Source organism: Pseudanabaena sp. BC1403 (assembly GCF_002914585.1).
In the GTDB taxonomy this organism is placed as follows: Bacteria; Cyanobacteriota; Cyanobacteriia; order Pseudanabaenales; family Pseudanabaenaceae; genus Pseudanabaena.
Map to the genome: position 1 here is coordinate 162,803 of NZ_PDDM01000007.1, position 18,140 is coordinate 180,942.

Genomic DNA, 18,140 nt, shown 5'->3' on the forward strand with positions numbered 1-18,140 from the left:
TCTCTACCCCTAAGTTTTTATCTTTAAATCAATTGCATGAAAAGCTTGAGGAATCCTAAAATATCATACATATAATATAAATTATCACTAAATGAAATATACAATTACACTGCAATGGTCTGATGAAGATAAATGCTTTGTTGTTTTCTTGCCAGACTTTACCAACATCAACCAACCTTGCACTCATGGCAAAACCTATTCAGAAGCACTGCAAAATGCTAAGGAACTGATCGAAATTCTAATAGAGCTTGCGATCGAAAAGAATGAACCATTACCGAAGTATAAACCATATTACTATGGCAAAATCTCAGAATGATTAATTGGGAAATTGCTCATGTGAAGGCGATCTCCTAAACTAAGATTTAAGCTTGATAAATATTACAAATAGAACTTAGCCAGACTTTACTGAATATTAACTAAATGATAAAACCTCTATTGATTGTTGGAAGTGATACGGGTGTGGGCAAGACTGTATTAACGGCGGCTTTGGCAGCCTATTGGTTGACCTATCGCGATCGCAATGTATCTCCAACCGAACCTAGTAAATCTCTTGGTATTTATAAGCCTTTGCAATCAGGAGAAGGAGATCGCGAGTTCTATAACCAGACTTTCTCGCTTTCACAAACCCTTGAAGAAATTACGCCCTTGTATTTTGAAACGCCGATCGCACCTGCGATCGCGGCTCACAAAGAAGGGAAACCCATTGATTTAGGATTGATTTGGCAGCAGTTCCAAAAATTGCAACAACAAAAGGAATGTTTATTAGTTGAATCTATGGGTGGTTTAGGCTCGCCAATTACGGATGAGTATATCGTGGCGGATTTGGCGCGAGATTGGGCTTTGGAGGCAATTTTAGTTGTGCCTGTGCGCTTGGGCGCTATCTCTCAAGCGATCGCAAATGTGGCTTTGGCAAATATGCAAAAGGTGAAGCTAAGGGGAATTGTGCTGAGCTGTTCTCAAGTTTATACGACCGAAGAGGTTGAGGAACTTGCACCGCCGCAGATGATTTCGCGACTCACTTCTATTCCTGTTTTGGGGATTTTGCCTTATGTCAAGGATTTGCATGATATTTCGCAACTTGCTCTTGCCGCTTCAGAGTTAGATATAGAAAGAATTCTGATTTAGTAAAGTCCGATTTAGTAAAGGCGATCGCATAGTGAGGTGCGTTACTAATGATATAAATGAGGCTATGTATGATCGCCTTACTTCTATAGCTTTTCTTAAGCAAATTTCTGCCGATCCCCAAAATCATGATCGCAGCGAAATTGTCGTGCCTTTGGGCGATCGCTCGATTACTTTGGGGCGCGATCCTATTTGTGAAGTGGCGATCGATATCAATATTTATGGCTCAGTGTCGCGCCGCCATGCTGAGATTCGTCCAATCTTTGTAAGACAAAAGTTTGAGGGTTGGGAAATTTGTGATCTTGACAGCGCCAATGGCACATTTATTAATGATCGCCGTTTATATAGTTGCTATCCACTCAAGCATGGCGATCGGATTCAGTTAACTAAAGATGGCCCCCAATTTGTTTTTGAACAAGAGGCTAGTCCAGAAACAACTTTAGAAACTAATTATAATCTGCGTCCGCGATCGCAGATTACAAGCATCACACTGACTAAGCTATTACCGATTTTCTCAAAGGGTAATGATCTTTGGGAAAAAGCCTATCTCCTCCCAGGAATTTTAACGGTGTTTTTTGTGGTGATGATGTTTGCTTTTTTGGGGCAACCGCAATTATTTAATCTAACGATTTCTGTATATATCAGCCTTGCAGCCTATTATTTCGTCTATCAGCTTTGTGGAAAGAATAAGCCTTGGTGGGTGATTTTAGGTTCGGCGATATTTACGGCTGCGATTCTCAGAAGTCCGATTTTAAATATTTTTCTCTGGTTCTTTTATAAGGTCTTACCAGGAACTGCACCGACGGGGCAGGTAAGCTTTATAAATGTTTTGATTGCGATGTTTTTTGGGGCGGGCTTAATGGAGGAGTTGCTCAAGGCTTTGCCAGTATTTGCGCTCTGGTTTATGGGTTTGCGATTGGGAAAGAAATGGCGATCGCGTTTTGGTATTAGTGAGCCATTGGATGGAATTTTGATTGGCGCGGCTTCGGCAGTGGGTTTTACATTGACGGAAACTCTGGGGCTATATGTACCGAGTATTGTTCAAAGTATTAGTCAAACAGGTAGTTCAGAAATTGCCGAGCTTACGGGGTTGCAATTGTTGATTCCTCGTGTGCTTGGCTCAGTGGCGGGACATATGGCATATAGCGGTTATTTCGGCTATTTCATTGGTCTGAGCATCATGAAGCCTTCTCTCCGCTGGCAAATTCTCACGATTGGATATCTCAGTTCGGCTTTGCTTCATGCCCTTTGGAATACGAGTGCCCTAGTAAGTTTTTGGCTTTTGGCAATAGTGGGAGGTCTTTCCTATGCATTTCTAGTAGCTGCAATTCTCAAAGCCCATAGTTTTTCTTCAAAGGTATAGTGAGATTAACTGTTAAAGTTGGAAAAATTCATATATGAATAATCTAGCCGACATCAAAGAAAGAATTGCGCTTGATGGATTTGCGGTAATTGATAATATTTTTAAAGACGAAGAAATAGATAAATTATTTCAAGTCATTTCACAGATTGATAGCTCTAAGCCAACTTTTCGTAAAAATAGTGATTTATTTGCAATAAGACAATTTTTTAAAGAAGTACCTGCATCAGTTGATATAGTTTTTAATGACAAACTCAACTCAGTAATTTCAGGGATATTTGGGAATGAATTTTTTGTTGTAAAGTCTATATACTTTGATAAACCTGAGGGCTCAAATTGGTTTGTATCATACCATCAGGACTTGACGATTTCAGTAGATAAAAAGATTGATATTGAAGGATTTAAGTCATGGACAATCAAACAAAATCAGTTTTCTGTTCAACCGCCAATAGCAATATTAAAAGACAATTTCACAATTCGTATTCATCTTGATGATACAAATGAAGAAAATGGAGCTTTAAAAGTTATCCCAAAATCACATAACAAAGGCATTTGCAGACCTGAGAGCATTGATTGGACAACTCAATCTGAAAATGTTTGTAGGCTTAAAAAAGGTGGTATCATGCTCATGAAGCCATTACTTCTACATTCATCTAGTAAAACGACAAATAAGAATAAACGTCGAGTTATCCATATAGAATTTAGTAGAAGTTCTTTACCAAACCGCTTGAATTGGTCAGAGCTTATGATAGTCCAAGCTTCAGCAAAATCTACAGAATTAGATAAGATACCTAAAGAGACGGAAACTCAGCACTTTGTTTTTCCGAACAGCTATTCATGGAAAGAATTTAAGACACTTTCTGCTTTAATCGGTGATTCACGTAATATCCATCTTAATTATCTTGACGGCACTATCGAGATTATGACCACATCTGCTGCCCATGAAATCATCGTGCATTTACTCGCGATGTTATTGGGGATTTACTTTGCAGAAAAGGATATCGATTTTATTCCTACGGGTAGCGCAACGTTGGAGTCAGAGACCAAGGGAGCAAGCGTTGAGCCAGATCTATCTTTTTGTTTTGGAAATAAATTAGGCGATCGCGATTTGGCAATTGAGGTGATTTTCACGAGTGGCAATGTGACGAAGTTAGAACGTTATCGCCGCTTTAATACAAAGGAAGTTTGGTTTTGGGAAGATGGTAAGTTTTCGATCTATCGATTACGCGAGGATGGCTATGAGACAATCGCACAAAGTGAATGTTTGCCTAATCTCGATTTGGCTTTGCTTGCCCGTTGTTTATTGATGGCTGAACCAAAATCTGCACTCAAAGCATTTCAGCAAGCACTATAGACGGTATTGTCGATAGATCTCACTAGCAGCTCGATGCAAGAGGGAATGTCGATAAACTAGCGATCGCATGTCTTCGCAATAACCACCACCGATCACGCAGCCAACGGGAAAACCTTGAGAAATACAAGTACTCAAAACCTGCATGTCGCGCCGAAATATACCTGCATCTGTGAGAGCCAATTTGCCAAGACGATCGCCTATATGTGGATCTACTCCTGCATCGTAAAGCACTAAGTCGGGCTGAAATTCGGTTAATAAATCTGGTAAATAATTAGCAAGAGTGCGTAAATATTCATCATCTTCCATTCCTTCGCGCAGAGGTACATCGCGATCGCTAATTTGTTTAATCGATGGAAAATTAATCTGGCAGTGCATTGAGAAGGTAAACACATTTGGCTCATCCTGAAAAATAAGAGCCGTGCCATCGCCTTGATGGACATCCAGATCCACGATCAGGATTTTTTTAACCAGTCCTTCTTTTAGCAATACTCGCGAGGCGATCGCAAGATCATTAAATATACAAAATCCTGAACCATAGCTAGGGAAAGCATGATGCGTTCCTCCTGCTGTATTGCAAGCTAAGCCGTGTGCTAAGGCTAGCCGCGCAGTTAATAATGTGCCGCCCACTGCGATTCTGGTGCGATAGGCAAGCTCTGGACTCCAAGGTAATCCGATCCTGCGCTGAGCTTTAGGATCGAGATTCCCAGTCCAATATGCGTCAACATATTCGCTATCATGTACTAAGGCGATCGCCTCTAAATCTGGTAACTCTGGTGTAAAAAACTGCTCTAATCGCGCTACCCCATCGACTATCAGCATCTCATGGAGCAAGCGAAATTTTTCCATCGGGAATCGATTGGTATTAGCGATCGGCGCGACATAATTGGGATGATAGATCAGTGGTAAATCCATAGTTTTTACCAAAAAAGAACCGTGCAATGCACGGTTCTTTCTTCTAAACTTTTGCTAACTGCTTACTCTTAATCACTTCCGCCGCACACATCTTGCCTGAAAGTGTTGCGCCTTCCATACTATCGATATAGTCCTGCATAGTGTAGCTACCTGCTAAAAAGAAATTCTTTACAGGTGTAGCCTGATCGGGACGGAAGGGATCTTGCCCTGGAGCTTCACGATATAGTGACTGCGCCAGTTTAACTACACTTGACCAAGTGACGTTCAGCTTATTTGAGGAAGGGAAAATCTCATGGACTTGAGCAATCATCTTCTCAACGATCGCTTCATTGCTGAGCTTAATGTAATCATCCGCAGGGGTAATTACGACTTGCAATAACGAACCTTCTCCTTCTTTGTAATAGTCAGTGGGGCTAGTAATCGCCAGATCAGCAAAGGTGGAGAAATCTACTTTAATGGCATAGAGGAGATTATCAATATCTGTTACCCAGCCATCAAAGCGAAGTTGTACCGTAATTACAGGCACCGCATCCAGCTTATAGATATTGTCAAACTGCGACCAAACTCGCCATTTTTCAGGGATGATTCTCTTTACTCCAGGTACGTCAGTGGCACAGATATACACATCAGCCGTCACAATTTCTTCGCCGTCTTCCTTGCCAATGATCAATCCTGTAACGCGAGTATCTTCACCTTCTCCCTCAAAGAGAACTTCGCGCACACCACGACGCAAATGGATTTTGCCGCCTTTTGCTTCAATATGCTTAACGAGGGGCTTATGCAAGAAATCGTTGGGTGAACCTTCGAGCATTCTCAAAATCGAAGCTTCGGTTCTCGATGCAAAAAACTGGAAAATGGTGAGCATACATCTAGCGGAAATATTTTCGCAGTCGATGAAGCCTAAACCGTAGGCGATCGCATCCCACATCAGATCAAGGCTCGCTTGAGATCCACCCATGCCCAAAAACCAATCTTTGAAGCTGATATTATCAAGGGCGCGGATTTCTTTCATCGCACCAACATGATCGACTAAGCCGCGAATCAATGGACTCCGCCCGATCGCGATCGCATTTTGGATTTTGTCCTTCAGTGGTAATTGTCCTGTGGTGACAAATGCCTTCAGCCCATGAAAGGGTGCGCCGCCAAAGTTACGAAAATCAAGGGCTGCTTGTTTACCACCTGGATTTACGAAAATATGGGTATGTTCCTTGAGGCGGAGATGCTCGAATGCACCTGTTTTTTTCATGAGGGCAAACAGGTTGTAATAGCAGCCAAAAAATACATGCAAGCCCATCTCGATATGGTTGCCGTCTTTGTCCCGCCAACTGCTGACTTTGCCACCCACAAAGGGGCGGGATTCAAAAAGTTCTACTTCATAGCCTTGCTCGCTGAGTTCGACTGCCGCACTCATACCCGCCAAGCCTGCACCAATAATCGCTGCTTTCATGTCTTGTTTGCTGGATCTTTACTGTCATTATGTTTGCTTAACATATTGTAATCTTGTTTGGCTCTATGGGGGGTAGTAGCAAGACAAACGAATATTCAATGATTGTGACGGACAACCAATCTTCTAAGGCACTGGGCAGTTAACCCATGAGAGAAGAAAAGCCCCATAAGTGAGAGCAGCGAATTTGAATATAAAGTTGTGTTTAATAAAATCGATCCCGATTTATCTAACAGCAATTGCGGCATAAATAATAATCTCATTTTTTGCTGCGAGGCATACAGCCAAGCGTTCACCATTGCCTTGAGAACTATGCAACCAAATCCCTACATCTAAGCTGGAAAGCAAAACAATCTCGCCCAATTTAATTAATGGCATCAAGCATCATAGTCTTTATGTTCGACAGGAATTTGAATGATAAACTCTGTTCCCTCGCCGAGGACAGAACAGCATTCCAACTTACCACCATGTTTCTTAGTAACAATCTGATAGCTAATCGACAAGCCTATGCCAGTTCCCTTACCGACAGCTTTCGTGGTAAAAAACGGATCAAAAATGCAGTGGCGAACTGATTCAGGCATCCCTGTTCCATTATCAGATATCATGATTTTTACCCACTTTGAATCAATTATTGAAGTCCTGATGATAATTTTGCTAGGATTTTCTTTTATCTCCTGATCAGTGAGTTTGCTATTGGATTCTTCCAGAGCATCAATGGCATTTGTCAAGATATTCATAAACACCTGATTGATTGGTCCCGGATAGCACTTCACTTGCGGTAGAACGTCAAATTCACAAACGACTTGAATCTCGGGAAAGCCTGCTCTCTCTTTTAAGCGATGCTGCAAAATCAACAATGTACTGTTAATGCCTTCGTGCAGATCAACTGCTTTGAGTTCAGCTTCATCTAGTCGGGAGAAGTTGCGGAGTGATAGGACTATCTGGCGAATGCGCTCGCTACCCAATTTCATGGAATCCAGAATTTTGGGTAGATCGGCTTTAAGGAACTCTATATCCAACTCTTCTACCTGAGCTCGAATTTCGCTTACTGGATTAGGATAGTGCTTCTGGTAGAGATGCACAAAATCAAGTAAGTTAGTGGAATATTCCTTTAAATGGGTTAGGTTACCGTGGATGAAGTTGACAGGATTGTTGATTTCATGTGCTATCCCTGCGACCATTTTCCCCAAAGCAGACATCTTTTCGCTTTGCACCATCTGAAGATGAGTCCTTTGTTGTTCTTCTAAAAGTTGTTGAACAGTGCGAATTAATTGGTTAAAAGCATCGGCAAGTGCCCCAATCTCATCATCTTGCAAGATAGTCGCTTGTAACTCAAAGTTAGAATCTTTAGTAGCTCGTTTGGCAACACTGGTAAGAACTTCAATGGGTTTAGTAATCATTTTGCTCGTCAAAAATGCAAAAATAATGGCAGTCAAAACAGATATCCCAATACTCACAACCACAATTTTCAGGGCAATGTCGTTCGCTTGTTCGGACAACTTTTCTCCAAAATTCTGTTCTTGGTAAGCTTGGTCAATTAAATCTTGCAAATCATCCGAGATACCATCGAATTCAAGTGCCAAATTGCTATTCGTAAATTCTAACAGGCTCATTTGGGCTTGCACGACATCACTGGGTAATGCCTGATTCAGCTTGCGGATTCTTGCTACTCGGCGTTCTAATTCATTTATGTAGCTTGTTGGAACATGGTCGTAGTTTTGAATAAAGGCTGGTATCTTTTCTTGATAATCAAGACTTGATAGATGAGGCTTTGCCGAAAAGTCTTTAAGCTCACCCCAAATCTCTCGGATTTCAGCTTCATGCTTAAGCAAGTGAGCGTATTCATCCTGAAACTTTTCTGGATATCCTGCGAGAGGAATGAGTTGCTGTTGGTGGGTTCGGATCTGTAAGACGCGGGATTGCAGACGATGTAAAACTTGCACTTCGTTGCGTGAATGTTCTTCTTTCTTCGCAGCCTCTCCGCTATAATAATACCCTATGCCAAAACCAGTGATGGTTCCAGATACAGCAACCCCCAAAGAAATGGTATAGCCTAATCCAATCTTTTGTCCAACTTTCAGGCTAGATACCCTTTGCCATATACTCTTTAGTATCATACAACTTTCTAAATTTACACAATAATTTAAGACGCAGAAATTTCCGCACAAAAATGAATCCAGAAATCACTTAAAAGTGTTGTTCTATAACACTTTTAAGTGATTTCTGGATTTTTCTGATCGAAAATCCCTGTAAACTTATAGTTCCCATTTTTTTGCATATCTGACTATGCATTTGATAGAAATTTTTTACGAAATCAGATAGATAGACAGGGTACTTGCTGAATAAATTTGGAAATCTTGCTAGACAGAGGTTTTAATTTTTTTTGAAGCAGACAAATAAAATATTATGACAGTTGTTTTCCTCAAGACATATATACTTTGGGAGAGGAATCGCAGAGTGAATTGTGGCTCCAACTTTGATAATCATTATTGTTAGAGATATATGGCTTTGTAAACTTTTTCAGCAAGCTATAGGTGTGTTACAAAGAAAGTTTTAGTTATTATTTAGCTGTTGTGATTATGTCAATGCGATCGCTTTCGTTCAAATAAGTTAGGATGTGTTGCATTTTGTTGAAGCATTTTACGAGATCGGCGATCATCCTGAAGCCTCATTTACAAGTGCTGGCTACGTTGTGATGCTCCGAGAGAGTCTTAAATCACCTTGTGCTGCGATTTTTTCAAACCCACTATCCAAGCCTATAAATATATTCCAATAATCTTGGTGACACATATTTGCAACTTTGGTAAGCACCTTGTTTTCAAGTTCAGTATTTCGTTTTCCTTTCCAAAGATTGTCAGCTAGGGCTACCACTAATTCCTCAAAATCACATTCTATTTGCTGCCATTGTCCATGCGAACGACAACAACGAGCAATTTTGGGATCAATACCATGTGACAGCAACAGAATTTCACCTGCGGTTTCATGTTCATTTCCTTTTTTAATTAGTTCAGAAGGATATAAAATTTTCCCAACATCATGAAAAACGACACCCAATCGAATCCAATCTGAATCAAATGAAATATCAAGCTGTTGAAATTGTAAAATCAGTAACTCTGCCGCTTCACCAACTAGTTTGACGTGCTGCATTAGGTGCGGCGATGCTCCTAAATTTTGGAGGAGTTTATAGGAATCTTGAACAGATTCAAAAGTTATAGACTGCTGTTCCATTAATAACTAAACCAATTTATTTTGGGTTGGATTCGAGCATTCATTAATTTTAGCTTCTACGAATCCGAATTTTTTGCTTTGTCGCAATCACAACAGCTCCAGATTCTAAATCTTGACCATAACTAGACAATACATCTTGCAATAGAGATATTCTTTCTGAACGAGGTAAATTTTCCAATCTTAAAACTCCACAATGCTGCCTTGCCTGTAGCCAAATCATTTGCTCAAAATCAGAATCCGTCGTAATGATAATGCGCTCTTCTCTTACTGCCCAATTTAAAATCTCACTATCACTCATTTTGCGATCGACATCGCGCACACAAGCAACATCATGACCAGAATCTAGTAATAAACTCAATACAGATCCACTTGCATTCATATCAAGTAAAAACCTCATGATTATGATGCAACCGTCCTTTCAATAATCTCCTCATTAGCTACTAGCCGATAAGCATAGAGTAACGCCGCATAAATATCAGCTATTTCTAAATCTGGATAATCCTCCAAGATTTCTTGCATCGCAGATCCCTTAGACAAAAGCTCTAAAATCATCGCCACAGAAATTCTCATCCCGCGAATTATTGGCTTGCCACCTAAAATATTGTGATCGAAAGTAATTCTTGATAACAGTGATTCATTAGTAACTGACATAAATCGATCCTCTATTTTTCAATATAAGAAAACATATTGCTTTCGTTCAAATAAATTAGGATATGTTGCACTTTGTGAGAGTGTTTTGCGGGATGTGCGATCGCACTCATCATATTTCTTGTCATGATTTATGCACCAAATGCCATTTCAAACAATGGTTAATATCGTTAATTGCATCCTCTATTCTCCAACGAAATTCAGTTTGACAACGGAGTTCACGAAGAAGAATAGGCTTGACAAGATGCTTTTCTAGTCGTTGCTTTGTCCTTGCAACATAGGCTAGTCCCAAACAGGCATTAGCTCGGACTTTGTCACTTGGGTGATCGGCTAGACGTAAACATATATTCTGTGCATATTTCCAGTCTGGAAAACTTTCACCCACTGCCAATGGTAAGACTAGAAGCTCTTCCGTCGTTCCATAACTTAATAAATTCTCGATTTTCTCCTTACTGTTAAGGATAGGAAGAAGTTTATATATGCGTGGTTGTTCGGCTTCTAAACTGCTCATTAGAGTAATAATTTCAATGCAAAAACTACTTGAATAACTATCTCAAAGTTTAGCAAGATAAATATCTATTAGACTGAAAGTTCCTGCTTAATCTACCGAATAGGTTCATTGAAAATAACTGTTCATTAACAGACGCTACAAGATCGTTTCATCGTCTGAATCTGCTGGTCGCTGCCGTCGCGTCCATGAGCCTCCAACACGTTCACGAATAGCCAGCCAACCTGAAGGAAGATCCGCTACTTCAAGAACTGTCGGATCGAGACGAGTAATCTCCTCCAAACACACGAGCTTTGCGTCTGAAACTGATGCGTCGGAAATCCCAATGAACTGCCAGCCATGATCTTCGGCATCATGAGACACTAAAAGAATCGGCTCAGTGCCATCCAAAACTTGTCTCATCGTAAGTGTGGCACAATTCCGAGGTTGGTCGAACGGCCAAATGTTTGTCGAGTTCTTGTTCACGTTGTATTTAGACAGAAAGTTGTAGCTATTATTTACTTGTGGTAATTGCGCCTAAACGATCGCCAAAAGGAAAAAACCTAATAGTCGCTTTACCGATCACATTTTCCTTGGGTAGAAATCCCCAAATATGCGAATCATTACTGTGATTGCGATTGTCACCCATCATCCAATAATGACCTTTGGGCACAGTCACAGGACGCATCATATATTTGGGTGCTTCCGCAATATATGGCTCATCGAGAGGTTCATCATTACGATAGACTTTGCCACCACGTACCGCAATGCGATCGCCTTCGATGCCAATCAAACGTTTGATATAGGCTTTAGTATTGTCCTCAATCGCAGGAGACTTAGGCGGATAGAAAATCAAAATATCGCTGCGTTGAGGTTCTTGCCAATGTTGGGATATTTTATCGACTAAGATGCGATCGCCTACTTGCAAAGTTGGCTCCATTGAGCCAGAAGGAATGAAGCGCGGCTCGACAATAAAAGTCCGCAAAAATAAGGCGATCGCAAGGGCAATGACAAAAATCCGAATGGTTTCGCCATGTTGTTGCCACCAAGGTTTAATGGGAACTTGCGGATCGAGCTTAATTTCTGTGGACATGTATCAATTTTTGTGAGAGGACAAATCTTTCTCCCTCTCCCAAAGGGAGAAGGATCTGGGGGGTGAGTCTAATATTTAGGAACGTTTAAATTACCAGCGCGATTGTCAAGTGGCCAGTAGCGAAACATCGCTCGACCAACTAGATTCTCTTCGGGCATAAATCCCCATGCATGGGAATCCAAACTGTTATTGCGATTATCGCCCATCACCCAATATTTTCCATTTGGCACAGTGAAAAATGGATGATCTTTACCAGATTGGACATTATCAGGACGGAAGCATTTGGGGCAGAGAGCATCGTCTTGAGTTGGCAAAGTGTAGTTTGGCGGTGCAGCAATGTATGGCTCATTTAGCGGCGCATCATTTATAAAGACTTTGCCATCATGAATACTGATGCGATCGCCTGGCACACCAATCACTCGTTTGATATATACCTTAGAAGCATCAGGGACAATAGGATTAATCGGTGGATTAAATACGATAATTTCGCCGCGCTCAGGTTTGCGCCAACGGATCGAAAGCTTATCAATAATTAGGCGATCATCAATTAATAAAGTTGGCTCCATCGAGCTTGAGGGAATATAACGCGGCTCTGCAACAAATACCCGCACCCCAACGGCCAACAAAATTGCCACTGTGACAGTGGGTAAATTATCGAGCAAGAAATTTTTGACTGAATTTTCTTGTTTTGGAACAGGAGGTGCTTGCTTAGGATCGGTTGGAGGATTAACTGGTGAATCATCAGTGCGATCGCTAGAATTATCAGATGACATATAAATGCTCGCGGAATATGTACTTATCTTAAAGCCTGTTAAGCAAGTGTGACGTGAAGTGCCGCACTTGCTACTTTTTCAAGGCACTGGGAACTTCAATTGCATGATCGCCAGACAGGTTAAACTCTTGATGAATAACTTTCAGTGCTTGTTCCGCTTGATGATCACGCACCACACAGCTAACTTTAATCTCGGATGTGGCGATCATCTCAATATTAATGTTTGCATCCGCAAGAGCGCTAAACATGCGTGCAGCAATTCCCGACTGATAGATCATATTTGCACCGACAATACTGACTTTGCTAATGTCACCATCGCAGGTAACTTCACCATAGCCGAGAACTTTAGCATATTGTTTCAGCGCTGTTTCGGCTTTAGCAAGATCGGCGATCGCTACAGTAAAGGCAATCTCATTAACATCTCGATCAGACTGCGACTGCACAATCATATCCAAGCTAATGTTTTGTTCGACCAGTTGCTCAAGGATTTTCGCAGCCATGCCTGGGCGGTCGGGTACTTGCTGTACTGCAATTCTGGCGCGATTACGATCTAAAGCTACTCCGCGCACAGGCGAAATATCTGAGCTATTTTCATCAGCAGTAATTTCACAGGCTTGATGCGATCGCACTGGTACATTAAAGGCTGTTTGGATCGCCGCGATCGCACTTTCCCCATCGGTTGCCGCAATCACACAACTAATTTTTATTTCAGAAGTGGAAATCATTTGAATATTGATACCCGCTTCAGCGAGAGACGTAAACATTTGCGCGGCAACCCCTGGCCGTCCGATCATGCCCACACCGATAATGCTGATTTTGGCAACATTGGAATCGACGGTAACTAAACTTGCCCCGATTTCCAGACCACGGGTGACCACTTCCGCCAACAGCAATTGATTTTGAGGAATCGTAAAAGCAATGTCATTTACCCCTTCGGTTTCTTGTACCGCTTGAATAATCAAGTCAACGTTGATTCCTTGAGCGGCTAAAGATTTAAAAAGTTGCGAAGCGATCCCTGGGCGATCGGGAATTTGCAAGAGCGCGATTTTGACTTGATCGTAATCAATCGAGACTGTCTCGACAAAACGATTCACTTCTAAGGATTTGAGGTTGCCTGTACCAATGCGCGGCGAGGTGATCACTGTACCTGCATCATCGAGCCAACTCGATCGCACACACATTTTTACGCCAAAATTACGGGCAATTTCTACTGAGCGAGGATGCAAGACTTTTGCACCTAAACTTGCTAGCTCTAACATTTCATCGCAAGTAATTTCCGCTAACATTTGCGCCTTAGGAACAATGCGTGGGTCAGTTGTCAAAATTCCTGGAACATCAGTATAAATCTCGCAGATGTCAGCTTCGATCGCCGCCGCGATCGCTACGGCTGAGGTGTCTGAGCCGCCACGTCCGAGGGTCGTAATTTCAGTGCTAGGCAAACCCGTTGATTGATCAATTGCTACGCCTTGAAACCCTGCAATCACCACAACTTTTCCGAGAGCAAGTGCCGCTTTGATTTGATCTGGCTCCACATATAAAATTCTGGCGCGGGTATGGTTCGGCTCGGTGACTACCCTTACTTGCGAGCCATTCATGGCGATCGCAGGTTGCCCTACTGATTGCAATGCCATGCTTAGCAAAGCGATCGTTACCTGCTCACCTGTGGCTAAGAGCAGATCCATTTCGCGCTCTTTCGCCGCAATTTCGAGGAGGCTTTGATTATGATTTACTGACACTGATTCCGCGAGGGCAACTAGACCATCAGTCGTTTTACCCATAGCCGAAACCACTACTACAACTTGATTGCCAGCATCAACTGTCCGCTTAATGCGATCGCGGACTGCATTAATGCGATCGGCATCGGCTACGGAGGAGCCACCATATTTCTGAACTATTAACGCCATTCGTGAGGGAAATTTTTGAACCGATGAAAGAATTTATTGCGTTGTTTTACTAACTAACCGAAGTCGCAGCAAAGCACTACAGAGTAATCATCATACATTCGTTAGCGATCGGCAAAATAAATGAGGTAACTAACAATAGCAATTCTCCTTATGAAACTCATTTTGGGGTTTGCGTCTACCACGTCGCCGCAAACCCCAAAATGGGTTTTGAATCCAGCAATTCATCTATTGAAATAAAGCGCTCAATTTTGGGAATAATTAAAAGTTTTTTACGATACATTGCGATCGCGCTAATTGACAAGTATTGTTAAGATAATCAGTAGATTTACTCCGATGGTATGATTACCTAGTCAGGAGTGAACGCTTAATTAACAAGGAACTGTCTTTTATGCAAACGGGGTCTGTTTCTCCACTGGTTCTGATCATTTTGGACGGCTGGGGATATAGGGAAGAAACCGAGGGCAATGCGATCATCGCAGCAAATACTCCCGTCATGGATAGCCTATGGAGTACCTACCCCAAAACCCTCCTACAAGCCTCAGGGAAAGATGTTGGCTTACCAAAAGGTCAAATGGGCAACTCTGAAGTTGGGCATTTAAACATTGGTGCAGGTCGAGTTGTTCCTCAAGAATTAGTTAGGATTTCTGATGCTGTCGATGATGGCTCGTTGTTGACAAATTCTGTGCTAGTCCAAGTTTGTGAAAAGGTCAGAGCCAACCATAGCAAATTGCATCTTATAGGGCTTTGCTCCGATGGCGGCGTGCATTCACATATTGATCATCTATTGGGATTACTAGATTTAGCCAAATCCCAACAAATTGATGATGTCTGCATTCATGTGATTACTGATGGACGCGACACTTTGCCCCATTCAGGGATCAACTTTATTAAGCTTTTACAGGCACATATTAAAAAGATTGGTGTCGGACGCATTGTCACAGTTAGCGGGCGTTATTTTGTCATGGATCGCGACAAGCGTTGGGATCGCGTTCAAAAAGCCTATGAAGTCATGACAAATGATCAAATCACCACTGAGCTAACTGAACCAACGGATTTGTTGGAAGCTGCCTACAAAGAAAAAGTTACCGACGAATTTTTACCGCCAACTCGAGTTGCCCATGGCGCGATCGCCTCAGGTGATGGTGTAATTTGCTTTAATTTCCGTCCCGATCGTTCCCGCGAGATCACTCAAGCTCTTGTTGCTAATAACTTTACAGGTTTTGAACGCGATTATATTGAGGATCTCACCTATACCACATTTACACAGTACGATAGCGCTTTGCCTGTCCCTGTTGCTTTTTTACCCCAAAACTTGACTAATTTGCTGGGGCCAGTAGTTGCTAAGCATGGACTGAAGCAATTTCGCCTAGCCGAGACTGAGAAATATGCCCATGTCACCTATTTCTTTGATGGTGGTCTGGAAGAAGCTAGTGAAGGTGATGATCGTGTGCTGGTAAATAGTCCAAGGGTATCTACCTACGATCAAGAACCTGCCATGTCTGCTAGTGAGGTGACACGCATCGCATCTGAAGCGATCGCTAAACGCATTTACTCGCTAATCGTGATTAACTACGCTAACCCTGACATGGTGGGGCATACTGGCAACTTTGAAGCTACGGTCAAGGCTCTTGAACATGTAGATAAATGTTTGGGCAAATTATTATCTAGTATCTCCAATGCAGGCGGTACGGCTTTAATCACCGCAGATCATGGCAATGCTGAATATATGTGCGATGAGCATGGCAATCCTTGGACTGCCCACTCCAGCAATCCTGTACCATTTATTTTGATAGAGGGTGAAGGATGCAAGATCTATGGTCACGGTGCTGATGTCAAGCTCAAGCCTTCAGGTGGTCGTCTAGCGGACATTGCGCCTACAATTTTAGAAATCCTGAAAGTCCCGCAACCAGAAGAAATGACAGGCATTTCTTTGCTGGAAACAGCAATTTATGAGCTACAGAGCGTCAAAACTCCAGTCAAAATTGGTAAATAGATCAATGGTCTGAATCGCGGATTAGACGAATTTATTAATGACAAGGATTAAAAAAAAGGAAAGATGGCGCAAGCGCCATCTTTCCTTTTTAGATTGCAGAATATAGATAGCGTTAGAGAAAACTTATCGCCATCTATATTCTGAAGGTTAAATTAAATGCCAAAACTGACCAGACGCAAGTTCATTGCGATTAGTAGTCTAACGGCTGGCTTTGCGATCGCCGTACAGCCAATTTCTGCCAAAACAATTACTACTGATCGCAAGGGGATCATCGCAGGTGAAGTCAAAATTCCTGTCAAAGATGGCATAATTCCCGCCTATCGGGCTAGACCTACTTTTGGCAAAGATTTCCCTGTCATCTTAGTTGTCCAAGAGATTTTTGGAGTTCATGCTTATATTCAAGATGTTTGTCGTCGCTTAGCCAAATTAGGTTATTTAGCGATCGCCCCTGAAATGTTTTATCGCCAAGGCGATGTGTCAAAACTGACGGATATTGCTGAGATTCGCAAAGTGGTTAGTAAAGTACCTGACGCGCAGGTAATGTCTGACCTTGATGCAACCGTGGCATGGGCGATGAAATCTGCGAAGGGAGATCCAAACAAACTGGGAATTACAGGTTTTTGCTGGGGTGGCCGAATCACTTGGCTCTATTCTGCCCATAACCCCAAAGTTAAGGCTGGGGTGGCATGGTATGGCAGACTAGTGGGCGAATCAACCGCACTCACGCCCAAACATCCCGTTGATATCGCCACGAGTTTACAAGTGCCAATTTTAGGACTCTATGGTGGCAAAGATACGGGCATTCCTTTAGATACGGTTGAGCAAATGCGCGATCGCCTTAAAGGTGGCAGTACCAAATCTGAGATCGTCGTTTATCCTGACGCGCCTCACGCTTTTCACGCCGATTATCGTCCTTCCTATAGACAGACCGAAGCCGAAGATGGATGGAAACGTTTACAGGCTTGGTTTAAGGAAAATGGAGTTGCCTAATCAAAAACTAAAATAACGCTTTGCAAGAAAAAAGAGCGCTTTGCGCTCTTTTTTCTTGCAAAGCTCTATCATGTAAAGGAGTGTAAAGTATTGTAAACAAATCGTATTTTCAAGATGCAAAATAAAGTTGTTGTCGTTGTCGGTGCAACAGGCGGAATTGGTGCGGCACTTGTACCAAAACTAGCTGAAGCAGGAGCGAAGTTAGTTCTTGTAGCTAGAGATGTTGATAAGTTAGAAGAGCTAGTCAACAATCTGGAAGATGACTACGACATTGAGGCGATCGCAGTTCCCACAGATATCACTAAGTATGAGCAAGTCGAAGCGATGGTGCAGAAAGCGATCGCCAAGTTTGGACAGATTGATGTCTTAGTGAATGCCGCAGGTGCGGGTGTGATGAAGCAATTCCTTCGCATTGAACCTCAAGAACTTGACCATATGCTGGATCTTAATCTCAAGGGAAATTTCTATACCAGTCAAGTGGTTGCTAATGCAATGAAGGATCGCAAGATTGGTCATATCTGTAATGTAATTGGCATTCTTGGCAAACATCCCATGGCTATGGCATCAGCTTATTGTGCATCAAAATTTGGGGCGATCGGATTTAGCAAATGTATGGCAGATGAGCTTCGTCGTTTGGGGATTAAGGTGACTCTATTTTATTTTGGGGGAATTGATTCGCCATTCTGGGATAATGTCAGCCTGAAGGTTGATCGCAGCAAAATGCTAACGACTGAAACAGCGGCAAATGCAATCATGTTTGCGCTCTCAGCCGATCCACAAGCCGTACCGATGGAAATCAATATTCAACCCGAAAGCCATTTATTCTTTTAAAA

General features: G+C 42.1%; 18 protein-coding genes. 7 read left to right on the forward strand and 11 right to left on the reverse strand.

Annotation, left to right across the window (positions count from 1 at the left end; genetic code table 11):
- The first annotated feature begins 91 nt into the window (after positions 1–91).
- The 4 genes from CQ839_RS08875 (at position 92) to CQ839_RS25480 (ending at position 3,836) form a co-directional block, all read left to right on the forward strand.
- Entirely contained in the window at positions 92–316 is a 225-nt protein-coding gene (locus CQ839_RS08875) for a type II toxin-antitoxin system HicB family antitoxin (protein WP_103667913.1), read from the forward strand.
- Between the two features lie 104 nt (positions 317–420).
- Positions 421–1,125, forward strand: a complete 705-nt coding sequence (bioD, locus tag CQ839_RS08880; RefSeq protein WP_103667914.1) for a dethiobiotin synthase — start codon at positions 421–423, stop codon at positions 1,123–1,125.
- A 64-nt stretch (positions 1,126–1,189) separates the two neighbouring features.
- The gene (locus CQ839_RS08885; RefSeq protein ID WP_103667915.1) at positions 1,190–2,485 is read left to right on the forward strand and encodes a PrsW family glutamic-type intramembrane protease; all 1,296 of its coding nucleotides are present in this window, start codon (positions 1,190–1,192) and stop codon (positions 2,483–2,485) included.
- Between the two features lie 34 nt (positions 2,486–2,519).
- Complete coding sequence (locus CQ839_RS25480; RefSeq protein ID WP_219817752.1) at positions 2,520–3,836, forward strand: Uma2 family endonuclease; 1,317 nt, start codon at positions 2,520–2,522, stop codon at positions 3,834–3,836.
- Here the strand turns inward: CQ839_RS25480 and CQ839_RS08895 are convergent.
- From CQ839_RS08895 to CQ839_RS08945, 11 genes are all read right to left on the reverse strand, one after another.
- On the reverse strand, positions 3,831–4,748 hold the full coding sequence (locus CQ839_RS08895) for a histone deacetylase (RefSeq protein ID WP_103667916.1): 918 nt from the start codon (positions 4,746–4,748) through the stop codon (positions 3,831–3,833). The genes CQ839_RS25480 and CQ839_RS08895 overlap by 6 nt on opposite strands.
- A gap of 43 nt (positions 4,749–4,791) precedes the next feature.
- A complete protein-coding gene (gene zds / locus CQ839_RS08900) occupies positions 4,792–6,195 on the reverse strand; it encodes a 9,9'-di-cis-zeta-carotene desaturase (protein ID WP_103667917.1) in 1,404 nt (467 codons plus the stop codon).
- Between the two features lie 374 nt (positions 6,196–6,569).
- Positions 6,570–8,309, reverse strand: coding sequence for an ATP-binding protein (locus CQ839_RS08905; protein WP_103667918.1), 1,740 nt, complete (start codon positions 8,307–8,309; stop codon positions 6,570–6,572).
- A 568-nt stretch (positions 8,310–8,877) separates the two neighbouring features.
- Entirely contained in the window at positions 8,878–9,420 is a 543-nt protein-coding gene (locus tag CQ839_RS08910) for an HD domain-containing protein (protein ID WP_103667919.1), read from the reverse strand.
- A 49-nt stretch (positions 9,421–9,469) separates the two neighbouring features.
- Positions 9,470–9,817 (reverse strand): DUF5615 family PIN-like protein, encoded by a 348-nt coding sequence (locus CQ839_RS08915; protein ID WP_103667920.1) that lies wholly within the window; start codon positions 9,815–9,817, stop codon positions 9,470–9,472.
- A 2-nt stretch (positions 9,818–9,819) separates the two neighbouring features.
- The gene (locus tag CQ839_RS08920) at positions 9,820–10,071 is read right to left on the reverse strand and encodes a DUF433 domain-containing protein (RefSeq protein ID WP_103667921.1); all 252 of its coding nucleotides are present in this window, start codon (positions 10,069–10,071) and stop codon (positions 9,820–9,822) included.
- A gap of 121 nt (positions 10,072–10,192) precedes the next feature.
- A complete protein-coding gene (locus CQ839_RS08925; RefSeq protein ID WP_103667922.1) occupies positions 10,193–10,579 on the reverse strand; it encodes a hypothetical protein in 387 nt (128 codons plus the stop codon).
- 135 nt (positions 10,580–10,714) lie between these two features.
- The gene (locus CQ839_RS08930) at positions 10,715–10,978 is read right to left on the reverse strand and encodes a hypothetical protein (protein WP_181016149.1); all 264 of its coding nucleotides are present in this window, start codon (positions 10,976–10,978) and stop codon (positions 10,715–10,717) included.
- 91 nt (positions 10,979–11,069) lie between these two features.
- The gene (lepB, locus tag CQ839_RS08935) at positions 11,070–11,648 is read right to left on the reverse strand and encodes a signal peptidase I (RefSeq protein WP_103667923.1); all 579 of its coding nucleotides are present in this window, start codon (positions 11,646–11,648) and stop codon (positions 11,070–11,072) included.
- Positions 11,649–11,716: 68 nt separating this feature from the next.
- Positions 11,717–12,421, reverse strand: a complete 705-nt coding sequence (lepB, locus tag CQ839_RS08940) for a signal peptidase I (protein WP_103667924.1) — start codon at positions 12,419–12,421, stop codon at positions 11,717–11,719.
- 70 nt (positions 12,422–12,491) lie between these two features.
- Positions 12,492–14,324, reverse strand: a complete 1,833-nt coding sequence (locus CQ839_RS08945) for an aspartate kinase (protein WP_103667925.1) — start codon at positions 14,322–14,324, stop codon at positions 12,492–12,494.
- 388 nt (positions 14,325–14,712) lie between these two features.
- Between CQ839_RS08945 and gpmI the strand changes: the two genes are divergently transcribed.
- The 3 genes from gpmI to CQ839_RS08960 all read left to right on the forward strand — a co-directional run bounded on the left by gpmI (position 14,713) and on the right by CQ839_RS08960 (position 18,138).
- The gene (gene gpmI / locus CQ839_RS08950) at positions 14,713–16,317 is read left to right on the forward strand and encodes a 2,3-bisphosphoglycerate-independent phosphoglycerate mutase (protein WP_103667926.1); all 1,605 of its coding nucleotides are present in this window, start codon (positions 14,713–14,715) and stop codon (positions 16,315–16,317) included.
- A gap of 156 nt (positions 16,318–16,473) precedes the next feature.
- Positions 16,474–17,307: a dienelactone hydrolase family protein gene (locus tag CQ839_RS08955; protein WP_103667927.1), complete on the forward strand. Its 834-nt coding sequence runs from the start codon at positions 16,474–16,476 to the stop codon at positions 17,305–17,307.
- Between the two features lie 114 nt (positions 17,308–17,421).
- Entirely contained in the window at positions 17,422–18,138 is a 717-nt protein-coding gene (locus tag CQ839_RS08960; RefSeq protein WP_103667928.1) for an SDR family oxidoreductase, read from the forward strand.
- Positions 18,139–18,140 lie beyond the last annotated feature (2 nt).

Bases quoted from the DNA above. Each gene is read 5' to 3' on its own strand.
- gpmI (WP_103667926.1), top strand. From the start codon at position 14,713: ATGCAAACGGGGTCTGTTTCTCCACTGGTTCTGATCATTTTGGACGGC.
- CQ839_RS08920 (WP_103667921.1), bottom strand. From the start codon at position 10,071: ATGTCAGTTACTAATGAATCACTGTTATCAAGAATTACTTTCGATCAC.
- CQ839_RS08960 (WP_103667928.1), top strand. From the start codon at position 17,422: ATGCAAAATAAAGTTGTTGTCGTTGTCGGTGCAACAGGCGGAATTGGT.
- bioD (WP_103667914.1), top strand. From the start codon at position 421: ATGATAAAACCTCTATTGATTGTTGGAAGTGATACGGGTGTGGGCAAG.
- lepB (WP_103667923.1), bottom strand. From the start codon at position 11,648: ATGTCCACAGAAATTAAGCTCGATCCGCAAGTTCCCATTAAACCTTGG.
- CQ839_RS08915 (WP_103667920.1), bottom strand. From the start codon at position 9,817: ATGAGGTTTTTACTTGATATGAATGCAAGTGGATCTGTATTGAGTTTA.
- CQ839_RS08885 (WP_103667915.1), top strand. From the start codon at position 1,190: ATGTATGATCGCCTTACTTCTATAGCTTTTCTTAAGCAAATTTCTGCC.
- CQ839_RS08955 (WP_103667927.1), top strand. From the start codon at position 16,474: ATGCCAAAACTGACCAGACGCAAGTTCATTGCGATTAGTAGTCTAACG.
- CQ839_RS08875 (WP_103667913.1), top strand. From the start codon at position 92: ATGAAATATACAATTACACTGCAATGGTCTGATGAAGATAAATGCTTT.
- CQ839_RS25480 (WP_219817752.1), top strand. From the start codon at position 2,520: ATGAATAATCTAGCCGACATCAAAGAAAGAATTGCGCTTGATGGATTT.
- CQ839_RS08925 (WP_103667922.1), bottom strand. From the start codon at position 10,579: ATGAGCAGTTTAGAAGCCGAACAACCACGCATATATAAACTTCTTCCT.
- zds (WP_103667917.1), bottom strand. From the start codon at position 6,195: ATGAAAGCAGCGATTATTGGTGCAGGCTTGGCGGGTATGAGTGCGGCA.
- CQ839_RS08905 (WP_103667918.1), bottom strand. From the start codon at position 8,309: ATGATACTAAAGAGTATATGGCAAAGGGTATCTAGCCTGAAAGTTGGA.
- CQ839_RS08930 (WP_181016149.1), bottom strand. From the start codon at position 10,978: ATGAGACAAGTTTTGGATGGCACTGAGCCGATTCTTTTAGTGTCTCAT.
- CQ839_RS08910 (WP_103667919.1), bottom strand. From the start codon at position 9,420: ATGGAACAGCAGTCTATAACTTTTGAATCTGTTCAAGATTCCTATAAA.
- CQ839_RS08895 (WP_103667916.1), bottom strand. From the start codon at position 4,748: ATGGATTTACCACTGATCTATCATCCCAATTATGTCGCGCCGATCGCT.
- lepB (WP_103667924.1), bottom strand. From the start codon at position 12,421: ATGTCATCTGATAATTCTAGCGATCGCACTGATGATTCACCAGTTAAT.
- CQ839_RS08945 (WP_103667925.1), bottom strand. From the start codon at position 14,324: ATGGCGTTAATAGTTCAGAAATATGGTGGCTCCTCCGTAGCCGATGCC.